Genomic DNA, 18,890 nt, shown 5'->3' with positions numbered 1-18,890 from the left:
ACGTCATGGCATCGGGACGCCCAGGCCGTCATCCGGTCCTTCGGCGGCGTGCCATCATCGAGCTTCGATCGACCGAGTTGAGTCCTAGTTGGGAGGGCGCGTGGCGATGGAGGCCGGCCCTCGCGACACCGCACGAAGCACCGATCACATCACCGCCGAGCGGGATGGGGCGGAGCGCGGGGACGCACCCGAGCAGGAAGCGGACCACCTCAGCTCCGACGGGCCCGACGAGACGCAGGGCGTGACGGACGACGGTCCCGAGCCCGGCGAGATGTTCGCCGACGAGGTCGAGGTCGAGCTGCGCCCGCAGCGCCGGCTCCGTATCTGGCAGCTGGCACCCATCGTGAGCCTCGCGGCACTCGGCTCCCTGATGTTCGCGTTCCCGCTCGCCTTCGACTTCGGCGACAGCGGGGCCGTCATCGCCATGCTGGGCCTGCTGATCTGCTCCTGCGCGGCCGGCTGGGGCATGATGGCCGCCCGCCGCGTCGGCTACACCTGGCCGGGCCTGCCCGCCAAGGGCTCCGGCCGCAGACCCGACTGGCGGGTCGCCCTCGCGTACGCCCTCGTCGTGGCCGTGGTCGTGGTCCTCGCCGTGTGGCGCGTGGCGCGGCTGCGCTGATCGCCGTACGGCGCGCCCCCCACGGGGTTCGCCGCCACCGGGGTCTCCGGGGATGCGGGAGCACCGCCGCGGACGCGCCGAGGCGTTGTCGTGGCCACCCCTTACGATCGAGGCATGAGCACGCGGATCGCCTTCCTCAAGGGTCACGGCACGGAGAACGACTTCGTGATCGTCCCGGACCCCGAGAACGCCATCGACCTGCCCCCGGCCGCCGTCGCCGCCCTGTGCGACCGGCGCGCGGGCATCGGCGGTGACGGGCTGCTGCACGTCGTGCGGTCCGCGGCGCACCCGGAGGCCGAGGGCATGGCGGCCGAGGCGGAGTGGTTCATGGACTACCGCAACGGCGACGGCTCGGTCGCGGAGATGTGCGGCAACGGTGTGCGGGTGTTCGCGCGCTACCTCCAGCGCGCCGGTCACGTGACCGAGGGAGACCTCGCGGTCGCCACCCGCGGGGGCGTGAAGACCGTGCACATCGCCAAGGACGGTGACGTGACCGTGGGCATGGGCAAGGCGGTGCTGCCCGACGGCGACGTCACGGTGAGTGTCGGCGAGCGCAGCTGGCCCGCGCGGAACGTCAACATGGGCAACCCGCACGCGGTCGCCTTCGTGGACGACCTGGCGCACGCCGGCGATCTGCACGCCCCGCCGCCCTTCAGTCCGGCCGCCGCCTACCCGGAGGGTGTGAACGTCGAGTTCGTGGTCGACCGCGCCCCCGGGCACGTCGCGCTGCGCGTGCACGAGCGCGGCTCCGGCGAGACCCGCTCGTGCGGCACGGGCGCGTGCGCGGTCGCCGTGGCCGCCGCCCGGCGTGACGGCGCCGATCCGACGGTCACCGGCACCCCCGTGACGTACACCGTGGACGTCCCCGGCGGCACCCTGGTGATCACCGAGCGGCCCGACGGCGAGATCGAGATGACCGGCCCGGCCGTGATCGTGGCCGAGGGCGAGATCGACGCGGACTGGCTGGACGCCGCCCGGTCCGCGTGAGCCGGGGCGGGCCGTCCTGAAACATCCGCGCGCCCTCGGCCGTCCGACCTGAAACCACCGTTGCCAATCGGCCACTTGGCGAGAATCACATCGTGTGGGCCGCGGCGTGCGGGGGTACAAACCTCACATTCGTCCCTCGAATGGGTGATCAGTTTCACGCTCGGCGAGAGGCGGTCAGTCCGGCGTGGTGGGCTCGGTAGCATCAAGCACCGGCCCGGACGGGGGACCGAAGCCGCCCTCTGAGCCGTGTCCGCTCTGGGGCACCCCGTCCGCCGGTTGACGCAGCCGGAGGTGCCCATGAGTGCGGAGGCCACGAATTCCGTGACCCCAGGCCCGATGCCGGGCGCGGTGTCAGGACCGGTGACGCCGACAGCCCCCCGCAGAAAGGCCCGCCCCCGGATCGATCTGCGCCGTCTCGGCCGCGCGGCCCTGCTCGGCCCCGCCGCCCGTGGCCGGCTGCCCGACGCCATCGGCCACGTCGTCGAGGCCCACCGCGCCCACCACCCCGACGCGGATCTCGAGCCCCTGCGCCATGCCTACGTCCTGGCCGAGTCCTCGCACCGCGGCCAGATGCGCAAGAGCGGCGAGCCGTACATCACGCACCCGCTCGCCGTGACCTTGATCCTCGCCGAACTCGGCGCCGAGACCACGACGTTGACGGCGTCACTGCTGCACGACACCGTCGAGGACACGGACGTCACACTCGACCAGGTGCGCGACCAGTTCGGCGAGGAGGTCCGCTACCTCGTCGACGGCGTCACCAAACTGGAGAAGGTCGACTACGGCGCCGCCGCCGAGCCCGAGACCTTCCGCAAGATGCTCGTCGCCACCGGCAACGACGTCCGCGTCATGTCGATCAAACTCGCCGACCGGCTGCACAACATGCGCACCCTCGGCGTCATGCGCCCCGAGAAGCAGGAGCGCATCGCCAAGGTGACACGTGACGTGCTCATCCCGCTCGCCGAACGGCTCGGTGTCCAGGCGCTCAAGACCGAACTGGAAGACCTGGTCTTCGCGATCCTGCATCCCGAGGAGTACGCGCACACCCGGGAGTTGATCGTCCGCAACGCGGCCCGCACGGACGATCCGCTCGCCGAGGTCGCCGACGAGGTACGCGGGGTGCTGCGCGAGGCGGACATCCAGGCCGAGGTCCTCATCCGGCCCCGTCACTTCGTCTCGCTGCACCGCGTCTCCCGCAAACGCGGCCGGCTCCGCGGCTCCGACTTCGGCCGGGTCCTGGTGCTGGTGAACGAGGACGCCGACTGTTACGGCGTGCTGGGTGAACTGCACACCTGTATGACCCCGGTCGTCTCGGAGTTCAAGGACTTCATCGCCGTACCGAAGTTCAACCTCTACCAGTCGCTGCACACGGCCGTGGCGCGCGAGGACGGGCAGGTCGTCGAGGTCCTCATCCGCACGCACCAGATGCACAAGGTCGCCGAGGCCGGCGTCGTCGCCCTCGGCAACCCGTACGCACCCGCCCCCGACGACCCGGCCGACGGCGAGCGCGTCGACCCCACCCGCCCCGGCTGGCTCTCCCGCCTCCTCGACTGGCAGGAGGCGGCCCCGGACCCCGACCACTTCTGGTCGACCCTGCGCGAGGACCTCGCCCAGGACCGCGAGATCACCGTCTTCCGGCCGGACGGCGGCACCATCGGCCTGCCCGAGGGGGCGACCTGCGTGGACGCCGCGTACGCGCAGTACGGCGAGGACGCGCACGCCTGCATCGGTGCCCGGGTGAACGGCCGTCTGGCGACGCTGAGTACCGTCCTGAAGGACGGCGACACCGTCCAGCTGCTCATGGGCCAGGACCCTGCGTCGGAGCCCTCCCGGGAGTGGCTGGAGCACGCCCATACGCCCGCGGCCCGGATCGCCATCCAGCGGTGGCTGGCCGCCCATCCGGCGCAGGCCGAGTCCCAGCGGAACGAGGCGCGGATCGACGAGGACCGGTCAGCGCTCCGGACCGCCGACGTGCCCGAGCCGGTCGCGGCCCCCGAGCAGTCCGCCGGCCGCCCCGCCACCGGCCACGTCCTCGCCGACCTGCCCGGCGCGAGCGTCCGCCTCGCCCGATGCTGCACACCCGTGCCGCCCGACGAGATCACCGGCTTCACCGTGCGCGGGGGCGCGGTCACCGTGCACCGCGTGGAGTGCGCCGTGGTGGCGCGCATGAAGGACGGGGGGCGTGCGGAGGTCGGCGTGCGCTGGGGTGAGGCCGCCGAGTGCCGGGTCACGCTGGTCGCCGAATCGTTCGTCCGTCCCCATCTGCTGGCCGATCTCACCGAAGCCATGGCCTCCGAGGGCGCCGAGATCGTCTCGGCGACCGTCGAGCCCCCCACTCAGCAGCAGGTGCGGCACACGTACACCGTGCAGCTCCCGGACGCGGGCCATCTGCCCGCCCTGATGCGCGCGATGCGTGATGTGGCCGGGGTGTATGACGTCGGCCGGGCGCAGTCCCAGCCGCAACCGCAGAACGGCTGACCGGGCCGGGCCGCGGTCGCGGTCCGCGGAACGGCTGACCGGGCCGAGCCGCGGCCACAGTTCGCAGAACGGCACCAGGCCCGGCCGCCGGACGGTCCTCCGGGCGGCGAGGACGGCACCCGGCGCAGGCCACGGTCCCCGGTTCGGGTGGGACGGAAGCGCGCCGTCCCCGCCGCCCGCCCGCGCGCTGATAGCCGTGAGACATGCTCCTGACCCCCCACAGCCAGGCCACCACCCCCCTCCGCCGCCGGACCGCCGCCGCCCTGCTCACCTCGGCGATCTCCGTCTGCCTCGTCGCCGCCGGCGCCCCCGCCGTCCCGCTCGGCGTCGGCGACCGCCTCTTCCCTCACCTCGGGAACCCCGGATACGACGTGGCGGCGTACGACCTCTCCTTCACCTATCCGGGCAGCAACAGCGAGCCGCTGCGGGCCGTCACCACCATCGACGCCTGGACCACCGCGGACCTGGACCGCGTCAACCTGGACTTCGCCCACGGCACGGTCGAATCGGTCGAGGTCGACGGCGAGCCCGCGCAGTTCCGCACCGCCGACGAGGATCTGGTGATCACGCCCGACGACTCGGTGTCGGACGGCAACTGGATGCGGATCACCGTGCGGCACACCAGTGATCCCGTCCCCGCCACGGGCCGCGAGGGCGGCTGGGTGCGCACCGCGGACGGCCTCGCCATGGCCAACCAGGCCGACGCCGCGCACCTGGTCTTCCCGTGCAACGACCACCCCTCCGACAAGGCGATGTTCACCATCCGTGTCACCGCACCCGACGGCCACACGGCCGTCGCCAACGGCCTGTCCGCCGGAGTCGAGAAGTCCGGCGGTACGACGACGTGGACGTACCGCAGTCAGCACCCCATGGCCACCGAGCTCACCCAGGTCTCCATCGGCCGCTCCACGGTGCTGCACCGCACCGGCCCGCACGCGCTGCCCGTACGGGACGTCGTCCCGACCGAGCACCGCGAGGCCCTCGAACCCTGGCTGGAGAAGACCCCCGGCCAGATCGCCTGGATGGAGAGCAAGGTCGGCCGCTACCCCTTCGAGACGTACGGCCTGCTCATGGCCGACGTCTCCACCGGCTTCGAACTGGAGACCCAGACGCTCTCCCTCTTCGAGCGGGAACTCTTCACCGAGCCGGTCTACCCCCCGTGGTACGTCGAGTCGATCATGGTCCACGAGCTGGCCCACCAGTGGTTCGGCAACAGCGTCAGCCCTCGCACCTGGTCCGATCTGTGGCTCAACGAGGGGCACGCCACCTGGTACGAGGCGCTGTACGCCGAGGAGCAGGCCGACAAGCCGATGCGGGAACGGATGAAGGCCGCCTACGCGGCCTCCGACCGCTGGCGTGCCGCCGGCGGGCCGCCCGCCGCCCCCAAGGCACCCGACCCCGCTCGCAAGACCAGCATCTTCCGGCCCAACGTCTACGACGGCGCGGCCCTCGTCCTGTACGCCCTGCGCCAGGAGATCGGACGCCCGGCGTTCGAGCGCCTCGAACGCGCCTGGGTCACCCGTCATCAGGACGGCACGGCCACGACGGAGGACTTCGTCCGGCTCGCCGCCGAGATCTCCGGGCGCGCCCTGGACGGCTTCTTCCAGGACTGGCTGTACGGCGAGAAGACCCCGCCGATGCCGGGGCACCCGGACTGGACGCCGGAGACGCCGGCGAAACCGCAGGCCCCGGCGGACATGGCCGGGGCGGCCGGGACGCCCACCCGATAACACGATGACGAGACGCCCCGTGCCGTGCGAACATCTTCAGGTCGGCGCGGTGCGGAGCGCCGGGAATCTCCCGGACCGCCCGTGCGTTGCAGACAATGAACGGCTTCCCATCTACGTAAGGATCCAATGACCTCCTCTTCTTCCTTTTCCCAGGACACCAAGCGCTTCGCGCACAGCCACCCCGAGGGTCTTCGGGCCGATGCCCTGATGGAAGAGGACGTCGCCTGGAGCCACGAGATCGACGGAGAGCGGGACGGCGACCAGTTGGACCGCTCCGACCGCGCGGCTCTGCGCCGCGTGGTGGGCCTCTCCACCGAGCTCGAGGACGTCACCGAGGTCGAGTACCGCCAGCTCCGTCTGGAGCGGGTCGTCCTCGTCGGTGTATGGACCTCGGGAACCGTGCAGGACGCGGAGAACTCCCTCGCCGAGCTCGCCGCCCTCGCGGAGACGGCCGGCGCGATGGTGCTCGACGGTGTCACCCAGCGCCGCGACAAGCCCGACGCGGCCACCTACATCGGCTCCGGCAAGGCCGAGGAGCTGCGCGACATCGTCGTCGAGACGGGCGCGGACACCGTCATCTGCGACGGTGAGCTCAGCCCGGGCCAGCTCATCCACCTCGAGGACGTCGTCAAGGTCAAGGTCATCGACCGAACGGCCCTGATCCTGGACATCTTCGCCCAGCACGCCAAGTCCCGAGAGGGCAAGGCCCAGGTCGCACTCGCGCAGATGCAGTACATGCTGCCGCGACTGCGCGGCTGGGGTCAGTCGCTGTCCCGGCAGATGGGCGGCGGCAAGGGCGGCGGCCTCGCCACCCGTGGTCCCGGTGAGACCAAGATCGAGACGGACCGGCGCCGGATCCGCGAGAAGATGGCGAAGATGCGCCGGGAGATCGCGGAGATGAAGACCGGCCGCGAGATCAAGCGCCAGGAGCGCAAGCGCCACAAGGTGCCGTCCGTGGCCATCGCGGGCTACACCAACGCCGGCAAGTCCTCGCTGCTCAACCGCCTCACGGGCGCGGGCGTGCTGGTGGAGAACGCCCTGTTCGCGACCCTCGACCCGACCGTGCGCCGGGCCGAGACGCCGAGCGGACGGCTGTACACGCTGGCCGACACGGTCGGCTTTGTACGCCACCTGCCCCACCACCTGGTCGAGGCGTTCCGCTCCACGATGGAGGAGGTCGGCGAGTCCGACCTGATCCTGCACGTGGTGGACGGTTCGCACCCGTTCCCGGAGGAGCAGCTGGCCGCCGTGCGCGAGGTGATCAGGGACGTCGGCGCCACCGGCGTACCGGAGATCGTCGTGATCAACAAGGCCGACGCGGCCGACCCGCTCACCCTGCAGCGGCTGCTGCGCGTCGAGAAGCGGTCCCTGGCCGTCTCGGCCCGCACCGGCCAGGGCATCGAGGAGCTGCTCGCGCTCATCGACAACGAGCTGCCGCGTCCGTCGGTCGAGATCGAGGCGCTCGTGCCGTACACGCACGGCAAGCTGGTCGCCCGTGCCCACGACGAGGGCGAGGTGATCTCCGAGGAGCACACCCCGGAGGGCACCCTGCTCAAGGTGCGGGTGCACGAGGAACTGGCGGCGGAACTCACGCCGCACGTCCCGGCGCCGGCGCTCTGAGTCTGACCTGAGCGTGCGTCTCGTGTGACGCGAGAAGGCCCGCCCCCTGTCACCGGGGAGCGGGCCTTCAGCATGTGCGGGTCACTGACCGCCGTAGGTCTTGCTCATGTTCTGGTAGAGCGCCTCGGCGTCCCGGCCCAGTTGCGGTCCGGCCAGCCAGGTGTTATCGGCCGGGCCGATCGAGGTGTTGGAGACCAGCAACGACTTGCCGTTCAACACCCGGAACCAGCCGCCACCGGAGGAACCGCCGGTCATGGTGCAGCCGATGCGGTACATCGTCGGCAGGCTCGGACTGAGTGAGAACCGGCCGGGGACGTCGATGCACTTGAACATGTCGAGGCCGTTGTAGGGCGGCGCGGCCGGGTAGCCCCAGGCGCCCATCTTGGCGGCCTCCGCCGCGGACGGGGCGGAGAAGTCCACGTCCAGCGCGGCGCCGACCGTCTCCTCCAGGGACTTGGCGCCCCGCTCCGGCTTCACGTGCAGCACGGCGTAGTCGTACGCCGCTCCGTCACCGCCGGTCTCCGAACCGCCCTGGATCCACTGGTTCGAGGTCGAGACCCAGTTCGCCCACCAGTTGCCGTACGGGGCGATCTCCGTCGGGTTCGCGTTGCTCAGCTCCGCCTCCGACTTACCGAGGTCGTTGTAGGCCGGCACGAAGACGATGTTGCGGTACCAGCCGCCGTTGCCACCGGCGTGCACGCAGTGGCCCGCCGTCCACACCAGGTTGGACCTGCCCGGGTGGTTGACGTCCTTGACGACCGTGCCGGAGCAGACGGCCGGGCCGTCGGGGGAGTCGAAGAAGACCTTGCCGACCGGCGCCGCGTTGCGGTGGTACGGCGTCTTCTCGGCCTGCGCCCTGACCGGTGCCGGATCCGGGTCGCTGACGCCCTGGCCGGCCGCCGCGTCCTTCGTCGTGACCGTCTTGTTGGCCTCCTCGGCGGACTGCATCCGCTCCGGCTTCCAGAGGCCTTCGATCACCGGGTTGACGAAGTCCTTGGCGTCACTGAGCCACTTGTCCTTGTCCCAGTCCTTCCAGCCACCGTCCTTCCAACGGTCGACGTCGATCCCGTGGTCCTTGAGCCTGCCCGCGAGGTCCGCCGGAATCTTGACCTTGCCGCCTCCGTCCGCGGCGGCCTGGGAGGAGGTGGCGTCAGGCTTGTCGCTCGCCGAGCCGGCCGAGCCGCCACAGGCGGTCGCGGTGAGCGCCAGGGCGGTGACGAGCCCGGCGGCGGCGAGAACGGTGCGCCGCCCGCGCCTTGGTGCGGGCGTACGTGTGGAACGCATGGTGCGATGACCCCCGTTGGTGCGTATGTATGTGGTGCGTATGTGCCTGGTGCTGGTGCCGGCTCGTGCAGCGTGCGCATGTCATGAAGGACGGCGTCCTCCTCGGCCGTCGTGTCGCAGGCCGACCGCACCGCCCGCGTGCCCTGCTCGGCGCAGGCGCGCCCGTGCCCCGGCGACACCCCACTATGCACGCGGAGTTGCGGGTGTACCGGGGTGAGGCGGTGAAGGTTCCGAGGGGTGCGCCGGGTGCGCCACTCCACCGACGGCGCTGTTCAGCAGGCCGTCACCGACCGGCGAACTTCTTGCTGACCGAGTCGTACACGCCCTTGGCCACATCGCCCAGACGAGGCCCTGCCAGCCAGCCCGACGTCACCGGGCCGATCGAGGTGTTGGACACCAGCGCCGGGTTGCCGTCCGCACCCGTCGCCACCCAGCCACCACCGGACGATCCACCGGTCATGGTGCAGCCGATGCGGTACATCGTGGGATCCGAAGCGGTGACCGACAGCCGTCCGGGCCGGTCCTGGCACCGGTACAGCTTCTGTCCGTCGTAGGGCCGCGCGGCCGGGTAGCCGATCGCCGTGACGCTCTTCACCCGCGGCACCGCGGGTGCCTTGAAGCCGACCGGCAGCGCGGAACCGACGATCTCCTCCAGCGACTTGCCGCCGCTGCCCTTCTCCGGCGTCACATGGATGACCGCGAAGTCGTACGGCGCGCCGTCGCCGCCCGTCGACCCGCCCTGCTCGATCCACTGGTCCGAGGTCTGCGCCCAGTCGCCCCACCAGACGCCGTAGGGAGCGACGTCCTCGCGGGTGGCGTTCTCCAGCGCCTCCACCGGCTTGCCGTCGTCGTTGTACGACGGCACGAAGGCGATGTTGCGGTACCAGCCGCCCTTCTTGCCCGCGTGCACGCAATGGCCCGCCGTCCACACCAGGTTGGACTTGCCCGGGTGTGCCGGGTCCTTCACCACCGTCGCCGAGCAGACGGCCGAGCCCTCGGGGGAGTCGAAGAACACCTTCCCGGCCGTGGGGGCGTTGGCGTGGTACGACGGCGGTACGGCCTGCGCCTCGACCGGCTCCGGCGTCGGGTCCGTCACGCCCTGGTCACCGGAGAGGTCGCCCGCGTCGACACCCTGGTCGGGCTCCTCGGCCTCCCGCATGCGGTCCGGGTTCCAGAGCCCCTCGATGATCGGGTTGATGTACTCGTTGGCCTCGCGCAGCCAGTCGTCCCGGTCCCAGTTCTTCCAGGCGCCGTTCTTCCACTTGTCGATGTCGATCCCGTGCTCGCGGAGCCGGTCCCTGATGTCGGCCGGGATCCTGAGCTTGCCGTCGTCGGAGGCCGTGGCGGACGCGGAGGCCTCACCGTCCGCCGTGGCGTCGCCCGAATCACAGGCCGTAGCGGTCAGCGTGAGCGCCGAGGCGAGGGCCACGGCGGCCAGCACGGGGGAGTTCCTGCGGCGCGCCCTCCCCCCTCGACTGGCGGTGGACGACGGCCGTGTGGATCGCATGATCTGACTCCCCCTGATGTGGAACGAACGTGGACGAACCGGTGCATGGGTCCCGATTCCCGCTGTCACACGGGGTGTTCGGGCCGCCTCACGGTGTCCGGGAACGGCACCACACACTATGCGGTGGCTGTGGGGGCGTTCCGACGGATCCGCAACAGTTCCGTTACGGAAAGGATCTTGAGGCAACCCGTAACCCGGTAAGTGATCCGCGGTTGGTAGCGGTGGGGGGCCTGCTGTCTGTGCGCGGTCTCCTGTGCCCGTGCCCAGTGGAAGGTCAGGGAAGTCGTGGCGGAATCCACCCATGGGAGTTGTGCGTCAGAGGAGGCCGCTGTGGGGCGTACGCAGGTGAAATCCCCCGGTGGGGCCGGTGACGTCGGGGCCGCCGCGCTCCCCGCGGCACGTGCGGCGCACGAGGGAGTCCTGCGCCGCCAAGCCGCACGCGAATCCGCCGCCCGGACCTACGCCCGGGCCCTGCCGATCGTGCCGGTGCGGGCCCGGGGGCTGACCATCGAGGGCGCGGACGGCCGCCGCTATCTGGACTGCCTCTCCGGCGCCGGCACACTCGCCCTCGGTCACAACCACCCGGTCGTTCTGGAGGCCATCCGCAAGGTCCTCGACTCCGGCGCACCCCTGAGTGCTCTCGACCTGGCGACACCCGTCAAAGACGCCTTCCTCGCCGAACTGTTCCGCACCCTGCCGCCCGGACTCGCCGACCGGGCGCGCGTACGGTTCTGCGGACCGGCCGACAGCGAAGCCGTCGAAACCGCCTTCGCACTGGTCCGCGCGGCGACCGGGCGGAGCGGTCTCCTGGCCTTCACGGGCGCCGGTCGCGGAAGGACCAACGGGGCTCCCGAGGCCGCGTCCGTGCGCACTCGTGAAGCGTGGGCGACCCGCCTGCCCTATCCGCAGGACTACCGCTGCCCCTTCGGCATCGGAGGGGAGCACGGTGCCGAGCTCGCCGCCCGTTGGACCGAATCCCTTCTCGGCGACCCCGGGACCGCAGTGCCGTTGCCCGCAGGGATGATCGTCGAGCCCGTCCAGAACGAGGGCGGAGTGATCCCCGCACCGGACACCTGGCTGCGGCGCATGCGACAGATCACCGCCGACCGGTCCATCCCCCTGATCGCCGACGAGATCCAGACGGGCGTGGGCCGCACCGGCGCCTTCTGGGCAGTGGAGCACAGTGGTGTGACCCCCGACGTGATGGTCCTCTCCAAAGCCATCGGCGGCAGCCTGCCGCTGTCCGTCGTGGTCTACCGCGACGACCTCGACACCGGGGAGCCGGGCATCCCCGCGGACACCTACCAGGGCAATCAACTCGCCATGGCCGCCGGCACGGCGACCCTCGCCCATGTCCGCGAGAACGCCCTCGCCGGACGGGCGGCGACCCTGGGGGCGCGCATGCTGGGACAACTCCAGTGCCTTGTGCGTGAGTTCGCGTATGTGGGAGACGTGCGGGGGAGGGGGCTGATGATCGGGCTTGAGCTGGTGGATCCCGAGCGGCAGCCCGAGGGGCCATGCGCGGATGCGGCCGCAGAAGGAGGCGTGGGGGCGGCGGTGATCCCGGGCAGCGGACCCCTGGCCCTTCCCGCGGCTCCCGGATTCGCCGCCGCGGTCCAGCAGGAGTGCCTGCGGCGCGGCCTCATCGTCGGACTCGGCGGCCGTCACGCGAGCGTCGTGCAACTGCTTCCTCCCCTGACCATCACCGATGAACAAGCGGCCGCCGTGCTGGACCGCTTGGCCGACGCGGTCCATGCAGTCGCCCGCTGCCGTGGCGGTGGCACGGCAGCCGCACCGTGAACACGGTGAGCCTCTCCGGCGTGACAGGCCACGCACGCCGTGAGTATGCGCGCCGGCACCCCTCCGCGCCCAGGCCAGGCCGCCTGCCCACCGGCCTCGCCTGCCTGTGAGGCGTCCAGGTGCCTGAGCGCCATGAGCCCGCACATCACCTCCTTCACACCCCAGCCGCCGAGTGAAGTTCCTCGGCTCGCACCTGCCACCCGCATGATCCGAACCCCCCCTCACGAGGACCTGCCTTGAACGCCACCCCCCGCCCCGACGACCACGCACCGACGCCGGGACAAGGCTCCCTCGGCGCCCGGACCCCGGAGGCGCCACCGCTCCCGGGTGTCCCCCGTCAGCGGCCGGCGGCGCGACCGGCCAGGGGGCCGCGCGCAGGCCAGGGCAACGACCCTCTGGAAGATGCCGATCCGCACACCCTCGCCCAGGCCGCCGGCGTGGAGAACCTGCTCCGCTGCTGGGCGCGTGAGACCGACCATCCCGCCCCGGTCGACGGCGTCCTCCGCATTCCCCTTCCCGCCAGCGACACGGCCCTCCTCGCCCCGGTCCACTACTGGTCCCCGACGGGCTGGCACCGCTTCGGCCCTCCCCGTCTCGCCGGTGCTCCCGCATGCGCCCCACCGGCCGACGCCGTCACGATCGCCGCCCTGCTCGCCAGGGAGACGTCCGCAGGCGGCTCTCACACCAGCCGCGCCCCCGGCTCCGGACCCGGGGACACCACCAACTCGGCCGACGCCGACGTCCGTCACGGTGTGGAACTCGTCGCGGATGTCGCCGACTCGCTGCGACGTGTCGCACGCTTCGTCACCGACCGCCGCCGGGAACGCCCGGGCGACAGCCACGACCTCTTCCTCTCCGCGGAACAGGCACTCGTCCTCGGGCACCCCCTGCACCCCGCCCCGAAGAGCCGCGAGGGTCTCTCCGACGCCGAAGCACTGCTGTACTCGCCCGAGTCACGCGGGTCCTTCCCCCTGCACTGGGTGGCTGTCGCGCCCTCCGTCCTCGCCACCGACTCCTCCTGGACCGAACGCGGCCGCCCTGTCGACGCACCCCGGCTCACCGCCCGCCTGGCCGGGACCGGACCGGCGCTGCCGGACGGGTACGCCCTGCTGCCCCTGCACCCCTGGCAGGCCCACGAGATCCGGCACCGCCCCGAGACCGCTGCCCTGCTCGACAGCGGACTGCTCCATGACCTCGGCACCCATGGCACTCCCTGGCACCCCACCTCCTCCGTACGCACCGTCTACCGCACCCATGCCCCCGCGATGCTCAAGCTCTCGCTGGGCCTGCGCATCACCAACTCCCGCCGCGAGAACCTCCGTAAGGAGCTTCACCGCGGTGTCGAGGTCCACCGCCTGCTGCGCAGCGGGCTCGCCCGGCAGTGGCGGGCCGTGCACCCGGGCTTCGACATCGTCAGGGACCCGGCGTGGCTCGCCGTCGACACCGAGGGAGGCGACCCGATGCCCGGACTGGACGTGGTGATCCGCCACAACCCGTTCAGCCCCTCGGACGATGTCTCCTGCGTCGCCGGACTTGTCTCGCCGCGCCCGCCCTCCCCGGCCACGCCCGAGGACGCGCCGGGGCGCCCTGCTCGGCACGGTCCGACCCTGCGGTCCCGGCTGGCCGAGGTGGTCACGTGTCTCGCCCGCCGCACCGGCCGACCCCGCGGCGCCGTCGCCGCCGAGTGGTTCCTGCGCTACCTCGAACACGTCGTACGCCCCGTCCTGTGGCTGGACGGTGAGGCCGGCATCGCCCTGGAAGCGCACCAGCAGAACACCCTGCTTCTGCTGGACGAGGACGGCTGGCCCACGGGCGGCCGCTACCGAGACAACCAGGGGTACTACTTCCGCGAGTCCCGGCGTGCAGACCTCGATGCCCGGCTGCCCGGCATCGGAGAACGCAGCGATACGTTCGTCAGCGACGAGGTCACCGACGAGCGGCTCGTGTACTACCTGGCGGTCAACAACGTGCTCGGCCTGATCGGAGCGTTCGGCTCCCAGGGGCTGGCCGACGAGCGGCTGCTGCTCGCCGCCTTCCGGCGCTTCCTCGGAAGCGTGGCCTCCGGTCCGGCCCGGCTGCGCACCTCGCTGCCCGCGCGGCTGCTCGACTCACCGGTCCTGCGCTGCAAGGCCAACCTGCTGACCCGGCTGCACGGCCTCGACGAACTCGTCGGCCCGGTCGACAGCCAGTCCGTCTACGTCACCATCGCCAACCCCCTGCACCCCTGATCACTCTGATCGGCCCCCCCGCCCACGACTGACCTCCTTCCTCCCTGAGGACATGCCACCTCCCTTTCCGAGAGGAGCGTTCGGTGCCTCCTGCCGACCCGATCGCCGAGAGCGGATTCGCCGTCCCCGTCATGGCCGACGTGACCCCCGGCTCCGAGTCGCACGCCGCCTCCGACGCCAGGCCGAGCGCCGCATACGAGGCTGAGTCAGGTACCTGGGCCGGTGTCGGTGCGGAGTCCGGCGCATACGCCCTGACCGACTCCGGCGCATACGCCCTGACCGACTCCGGAACCTGCCCCGGAGGCCTCCCCGCTGCCGACGGCTTCGGCCGCGTCGACTCCGACGGCGGAACCCACACGGATCCCGGTGCGCTGCCCGATGAGCGGCCCGGGGCGGGCGGGCACGGCGAGGACACCATGGATCTGAGGATCCCGGACGAGCTCATCGCTCTCGCCGCGGAAGACCCGCTCGACGGTCACGCGGCCCCGAGGCGGGACCAGGGGACGACGCAGCCCGCCGTCTCCACCGCCGCGACCCGTGACCCCTGCCGACCCTCCTTCGTCCCGCGGCACGAGGATCTCCTCGACCGCGTCGCCGACTGGGGCCCGGCCGACACACCAGCGGGCGTGTTCCACCTCGTCCCCGCACGCCTCGAACGCGACCTCCCGCTCGTCAGCCGCTGGATGAACGACCCCGCCGCCGCGGCCTTCTGGGAGCTGTCCGGACCACAGTCCGTGACCGAGGGCCATCTGCGCGCCCAGCTCGCCGGCGACGGGCGCAGCGTGCCGTGCATCGGTGTGCTGGACGGAGCGCCGATGAGTTACTGGGAGATCTACCGGGCGGATCTGGACCCGCTGGCCCGTCACTACCCCGCCCGGCCTCATGACACGGGAGTCCACCTCCTGGTCGGCCCGGTCGCCGACCGCGGGCGCGGTCTCGGCGGTCGGCTGCTGCGGGCCGTGGCCGATCTCGTTCTCGCGCGGCGGCCCTCCTGCGCACGCGTCATCGCCGAACCCGACATTCGCAACACCCCCTCCATCGCCGCTTTCCTGACCGCCGGTTTCCGGTTCTCCGCCGAGGTCGACCTGCCTGCCAAGCGGGCCGGCCTCATGGTGCGAGACCGGTCTCTGCGGCATGTGTTGTAGCTCGTCGTGATCGCACCGTCACTGATCGAACGCGGCCCGCGCCTCCGCAGTTCCCACCCGCCACCCGAATTTCTCCGGCAGCTCCGCCACGGCCTCGCCCAGGCAGCGGTCCGGCCTCCACCACCCCACCCCGCCGAGGAGCCCAGGTCTTGATCCCGTCCCCCGCCCCCGCCTTGATCGCCCGTTTGTCAGTGCAGGGTCGTAGGGTGGTCGCGCTATGACGAAGCCCTCACTCCCCGAACTCCTGCACGCCGCCGTCACCGCCGTCGGCGGTACGGAGCGCCCCGGTCAGGTGGCCATGGCCGAAGCCGTCGAAGAAGCGATCGACGACGGCTCCCACCTGCTGGTCCAGGCCGGCACCGGTACCGGCAAGTCGTTGGGCTACCTGGTGCCCGCGCTCGCGCACGGGGAGCGAGTGGTCGTCGCGACCGCCACCCTGGCCCTGCAGCGTCAGCTGGTGGAGCGCGACCTGCCGAGGACGGTCGAGTCGCTGCACCCGTTGCTGCGCCGCCGCCCGGAGTTCGCGATGCTCAAGGGCCGGTCGAACTACCTGTGTCTGCACCGGCTGCACGAGGGTGTCCCGCAGGACGAGGAAGAGGGCCTCTTCGACCAGTTCGAGGCCGCCGCACCCACCAGCAAGCTGGGGCAGGACCTGCTGCGGGTGCGCGACTGGGCCGACGAGACCGAGACCGGCGACCGTGACGACCTCACGCCCGGCATCTCGGACCGCGCCTGGGCCCAGGTGTCGGTGTCGTCGAGGGAATGCCTGGGTGCCTCGAAGTGCGCGTACGGCGCGGAGTGCTTCGCCGAGATGGCCCGCGAGCGGGCCAAGCTCGCCGAGGTCGTCGTCACCAACCACGCGCTGCTCGCGATCGACGCCATCGAGGGCGCCCCGGTTCTCCCGCAGCACGAGGTGCTCATCGTCGACGAGGCGCACGAACTCGTCTCCCGGGTCACCGGAGTCGCCACGGGCGAGCTCACCCCCGGCCAGGTCAACCGCGCGGTGCGCCGAGCCGCGAAACTCGTCAACGAGAAGGCCGCGGACCAGCTTCAGACCGCCGCCGAAGGTTTCGAGCGATTGATGGAGCTGGCGCTGCCGGGACGCCTCGAGGAGATCCCGGAGGATCTCGGGTACGCCCTCATGGCGCTGCGTGACGCGTGCCGCACCGTCATCTCCGCGATCGGAACGACCCGCGACAAGTCCGTCCAGGACGAGGACGCCGTCCGCAAGCAGGCCCTCGCCTCCGTGGAGAACGTGCACGACGTGGCGGAGCGGATCACGAACGGCTCCGAGTGGGACGTGGTCTGGTACGAGCGCCACGACCGCTTCGGGGCCTCCCTGCGCGTCGCCCCCATGTCCGTCTCCGGGCTGTTGCGGGAGAAACTCTTCGCGGACCGTTCCGTGGTCCTGACGTCCGCGACACTGAAGCTGGGCGGCGACTTCAACGGCGTGGGCGCCTCCCTGGGCCTCGCCCCCGAGGGAACCGAGGGCGACGACGTCCCGAAGTGGAAGGGCATCGACGTCGGCTCACCCTTCGACTACCGCAAGCAGGGCATCCTGTATGTCGCCAAGCACCTGGCCCGCCCGGCGCGGGACGGCGACCGCGCCGACATGCTGGACGAGCTCACAGAACTGATCCAGGCGGCGGGCGGCCGCACCCTCGGCCTGTTCTCGTCGATGCGGGGCGCCCAGCTGGCCGCCGAGGAGCTGCGTTCCCGGATCCCCGAGTTTCCGATCCTCCTCCAGGGCGAGGAGACGCTCGGCGAGCTCATCAAGAACTTCTCCGCCGACCCGAAGACCTGTCTCTTCGGCACCCTGTCGCTCTGGCAGGGCGTGGATGTCCCGGGACCCAGCTGCCAGCTGGTCGTCATGGACAAGATCCCGTTCCCGCGCCCGGACGACCCCCTGATGAGCGCCCGGCAGAAGGCCGTCGAGGACGCGGGCGGCAACGGCTTCATGGCGGTCGCCGCCACGCACGCCGCGCTCCTCATGGCCCAGGGCGCCGGCCGTCTCGTGAGGGCGTCGGGTGACCGCGGTGTGGTCGCCGTACTGGACCAGCGTCTCGCGACGGCCCGGTACGGCAGCTATCTGAAGGCTTCACTGCCCGACTTCTGGTTCACCACGGACCGCAATCAGGTGCGCAAGTCGCTGGCGGCGATCGACGCGGTCGCCAGGCAGACGGAAGACGGATGAGACCCGGGGGGCGGCTCGCGGGGCTGGAGCCCTACGCCGCCCCCTCGCCTGCGTCACCGGCTCGGTTGGCGGGTTCGGCAACCGCCTCACGACAGCGCAGGGCCCCGGAACCGGCGCAGGGGTCCCGGGGCCCGGTCTGAGGGCGGCCTCGAGGGCCGGCCTGACGCGGCGCGCGCTGTCAGACGCGCCGCAGGACGGCCACCACCTTGCCGAGGATGGTCGCGTCGTCGCCGGGGATGGGCTCGTAGGCCGCGTTGTGCGGCAGGAGCCAGACGTGCCCGTCCTCGCGCTTGAAGCGCTTGACGGTGGCTTCGCCGTCGAGCATCGCGGCCACGATGTCGCCGTTCTCAGCGACCGGCTGGCGGCGCACGGTGACCCAGTCGCCGTCGCAGATGGCGGCCTCGATCATCGAGTCACCGACGACCTTCAGAACGAACAGCTCACCGTCGCCCACGAGCTGGCGAGGGAGGGGGAAGACGTCCTCGACGGACTCCTCGGCGAGGATCGGGCCGCCGGCGGCGATCCGGCCGACCAGCGGCACGTACGACGCGGCCGGCTTGCCCGCGGTGTCCGTGGGCTGCACGGACGCCGCCTGGTCGGACCCGCGGACTTCGTAGGCGCGCGGGCGGTGCGGGTCACGGCGCAGGAAACCCTTGCGCTCCAAGGCCATCAGCTGGTGTGCGACGGAGGAGGTGCTGGAGAGGCCGACGGCCTGACCGATCTCCCGCATCGACGGCGGGTAGCCGCGTCGCTGCACGGAGTCCCTGATGACCTCGATCACGCGGCGCTGGCGATCGGTGAGTCCCGAGCTGTCCGCCCGGATGCCGGGAGGTCGGCCCGGCAGGGAGCGCTTGTGCCCCTCAGGGTTCGTGGCTTCGTTCATCGCATGCACCGGCTCCAGTCGGCCCTGGGAGCGGTCCTGGGCAGTAATGGCGGCACTGTCTGCGGTGGTGGTCACGTCGGCCCCTCTCGATGGTCTCCCTGCTGGACAACGGTAGTTGCTTTCGAAAGGTTGCGCCAAACACACGTTCGAGTGAAAAATCGCGAATCACCTGACGCGATCATGTGTCCGGGTGTATTGGCGGCCGCGCCACCTGGCGGGCAAAAGGGCCCATTGCTGTACTCTTCACCGCCGGGGTGATCGCTCGCGGACTGGTGCCCCAGTCTGCCATCCGGCATTCCCCTGGCCCGGGATCAGCCCCCATCTGTGCGGGAGTCCCACGTCCCCTCCTCGCGGCGCCCACGGTATCTCCGCATGTGCCGCGGCGATACGGCTGTGCCGAAACGGATACGGCCGT

Annotated in this window: 12 protein-coding genes; 9 read left to right on the top strand and 3 right to left on the bottom strand. The window is 71.5% G+C overall.

The window, feature by feature from the left end; all coding sequences use genetic code 11:
* Positions 1 to 106 precede the first annotated feature (106 nt).
* From ACFY9E_RS07245 to hflX, 5 genes are all read left to right on the top strand, one after another.
* Positions 107 to 619, top strand: coding sequence for a hypothetical protein (locus ACFY9E_RS07245; protein WP_390980327.1), 513 nt, complete (start codon positions 107 to 109; stop codon positions 617 to 619).
* A 114-nt stretch (positions 620 to 733) separates the two neighbouring features.
* A complete protein-coding gene (gene dapF, locus ACFY9E_RS07240) occupies positions 734 to 1,606 on the top strand; it encodes a diaminopimelate epimerase (RefSeq protein WP_390980139.1) in 873 nt (290 codons plus the stop codon).
* 297 nt (positions 1,607 to 1,903) lie between these two features.
* On the top strand, positions 1,904 to 4,084 hold the full coding sequence (locus ACFY9E_RS07235) for an HD domain-containing protein (RefSeq protein WP_390980137.1): 2,181 nt from the start codon (positions 1,904 to 1,906) through the stop codon (positions 4,082 to 4,084).
* A gap of 203 nt (positions 4,085 to 4,287) precedes the next feature.
* Entirely contained in the window at positions 4,288 to 5,814 is a 1,527-nt protein-coding gene (locus ACFY9E_RS07230) for a M1 family aminopeptidase (RefSeq protein ID WP_390980135.1), read from the top strand.
* Positions 5,815 to 5,940: 126 nt separating this feature from the next.
* Positions 5,941 to 7,434 carry a GTPase HflX gene (gene hflX / locus ACFY9E_RS07225; protein WP_390980133.1) on the top strand — a complete coding sequence of 498 codons (1,494 nt, stop codon included), beginning with the start codon at positions 5,941 to 5,943 and terminating at the stop codon, positions 7,432 to 7,434.
* Positions 7,435 to 7,515: 81 nt separating this feature from the next.
* Here hflX and ACFY9E_RS07220 read toward each other — a convergent pair whose 3' ends face one another.
* Positions 7,516 to 8,718: a trypsin-like serine peptidase gene (locus ACFY9E_RS07220; RefSeq protein ID WP_390980132.1), complete on the bottom strand. Its 1,203-nt coding sequence runs from the start codon at positions 8,716 to 8,718 to the stop codon at positions 7,516 to 7,518.
* A gap of 283 nt (positions 8,719 to 9,001) precedes the next feature.
* On the bottom strand, positions 9,002 to 10,225 hold the full coding sequence (locus ACFY9E_RS07215) for a trypsin-like serine peptidase (RefSeq protein ID WP_390980130.1): 1,224 nt from the start codon (positions 10,223 to 10,225) through the stop codon (positions 9,002 to 9,004).
* A gap of 330 nt (positions 10,226 to 10,555) precedes the next feature.
* Here ACFY9E_RS07215 and ACFY9E_RS07210 point away from each other — a divergent pair, with 330 nt between their 5' ends.
* From ACFY9E_RS07210 to ACFY9E_RS07195, 4 genes are all read left to right on the top strand, one after another.
* Positions 10,556 to 12,025, top strand: coding sequence for an aminotransferase class III-fold pyridoxal phosphate-dependent enzyme (locus tag ACFY9E_RS07210; protein WP_390980128.1), 1,470 nt, complete (start codon positions 10,556 to 10,558; stop codon positions 12,023 to 12,025).
* A 236-nt stretch (positions 12,026 to 12,261) separates the two neighbouring features.
* Complete coding sequence (locus ACFY9E_RS07205; RefSeq protein WP_390980126.1) at positions 12,262 to 14,253, top strand: IucA/IucC family protein; 1,992 nt, start codon at positions 12,262 to 12,264, stop codon at positions 14,251 to 14,253.
* Between the two features lie 416 nt (positions 14,254 to 14,669).
* Positions 14,670 to 15,398: a GNAT family N-acetyltransferase gene (locus ACFY9E_RS07200; RefSeq protein ID WP_390980325.1), complete on the top strand. Its 729-nt coding sequence runs from the start codon at positions 14,670 to 14,672 to the stop codon at positions 15,396 to 15,398.
* 217 nt (positions 15,399 to 15,615) lie between these two features.
* A complete protein-coding gene (locus tag ACFY9E_RS07195) occupies positions 15,616 to 17,592 on the top strand; it encodes a helicase C-terminal domain-containing protein (RefSeq protein WP_390980124.1) in 1,977 nt (658 codons plus the stop codon).
* 178 nt (positions 17,593 to 17,770) lie between these two features.
* On the opposite strand, the gene lexA is transcribed toward ACFY9E_RS07195, so the two are convergent.
* Positions 17,771 to 18,550, bottom strand: a complete 780-nt coding sequence (lexA, locus tag ACFY9E_RS07190; protein ID WP_030845416.1) for a transcriptional repressor LexA — start codon at positions 18,548 to 18,550, stop codon at positions 17,771 to 17,773.
* Between the last annotated feature and the right edge of the window lie 340 nt (positions 18,551 to 18,890).

Origin of the sequence: Streptomyces sp. NPDC012466 (assembly GCF_042955215.1) — a bacterium.
GTDB lineage: Bacteria > Actinomycetota > Actinomycetes > Streptomycetales > Streptomycetaceae > Streptomyces.
The sequence above is the reverse complement of the archived record's forward strand: the minus strand, read 5'-3'. Positions and strand labels throughout refer to the sequence as shown.

Excerpts from the sequence above, each read along its gene's own strand:
- ACFY9E_RS07220 (WP_390980132.1), bottom strand. The coding sequence starts at position 8,718 with ATGCGTTCCACACGTACGCCCGCACCAAGGCGCGGGCGGCGCACCGTT.
- ACFY9E_RS07215 (WP_390980130.1), bottom strand. The coding sequence starts at position 10,225 with ATGCGATCCACACGGCCGTCGTCCACCGCCAGTCGAGGGGGGAGGGCG.
- ACFY9E_RS07200 (WP_390980325.1), top strand. The coding sequence starts at position 14,670 with ATGGATCTGAGGATCCCGGACGAGCTCATCGCTCTCGCCGCGGAAGAC.
- dapF (WP_390980139.1), top strand. The coding sequence starts at position 734 with ATGAGCACGCGGATCGCCTTCCTCAAGGGTCACGGCACGGAGAACGAC.
- ACFY9E_RS07235 (WP_390980137.1), top strand. The coding sequence starts at position 1,904 with ATGAGTGCGGAGGCCACGAATTCCGTGACCCCAGGCCCGATGCCGGGC.
- ACFY9E_RS07245 (WP_390980327.1), top strand. The coding sequence starts at position 107 with ATGGAGGCCGGCCCTCGCGACACCGCACGAAGCACCGATCACATCACC.
- ACFY9E_RS07195 (WP_390980124.1), top strand. The coding sequence starts at position 15,616 with ATGACGAAGCCCTCACTCCCCGAACTCCTGCACGCCGCCGTCACCGCC.
- ACFY9E_RS07230 (WP_390980135.1), top strand. The coding sequence starts at position 4,288 with ATGCTCCTGACCCCCCACAGCCAGGCCACCACCCCCCTCCGCCGCCGG.
- hflX (WP_390980133.1), top strand. The coding sequence starts at position 5,941 with ATGACCTCCTCTTCTTCCTTTTCCCAGGACACCAAGCGCTTCGCGCAC.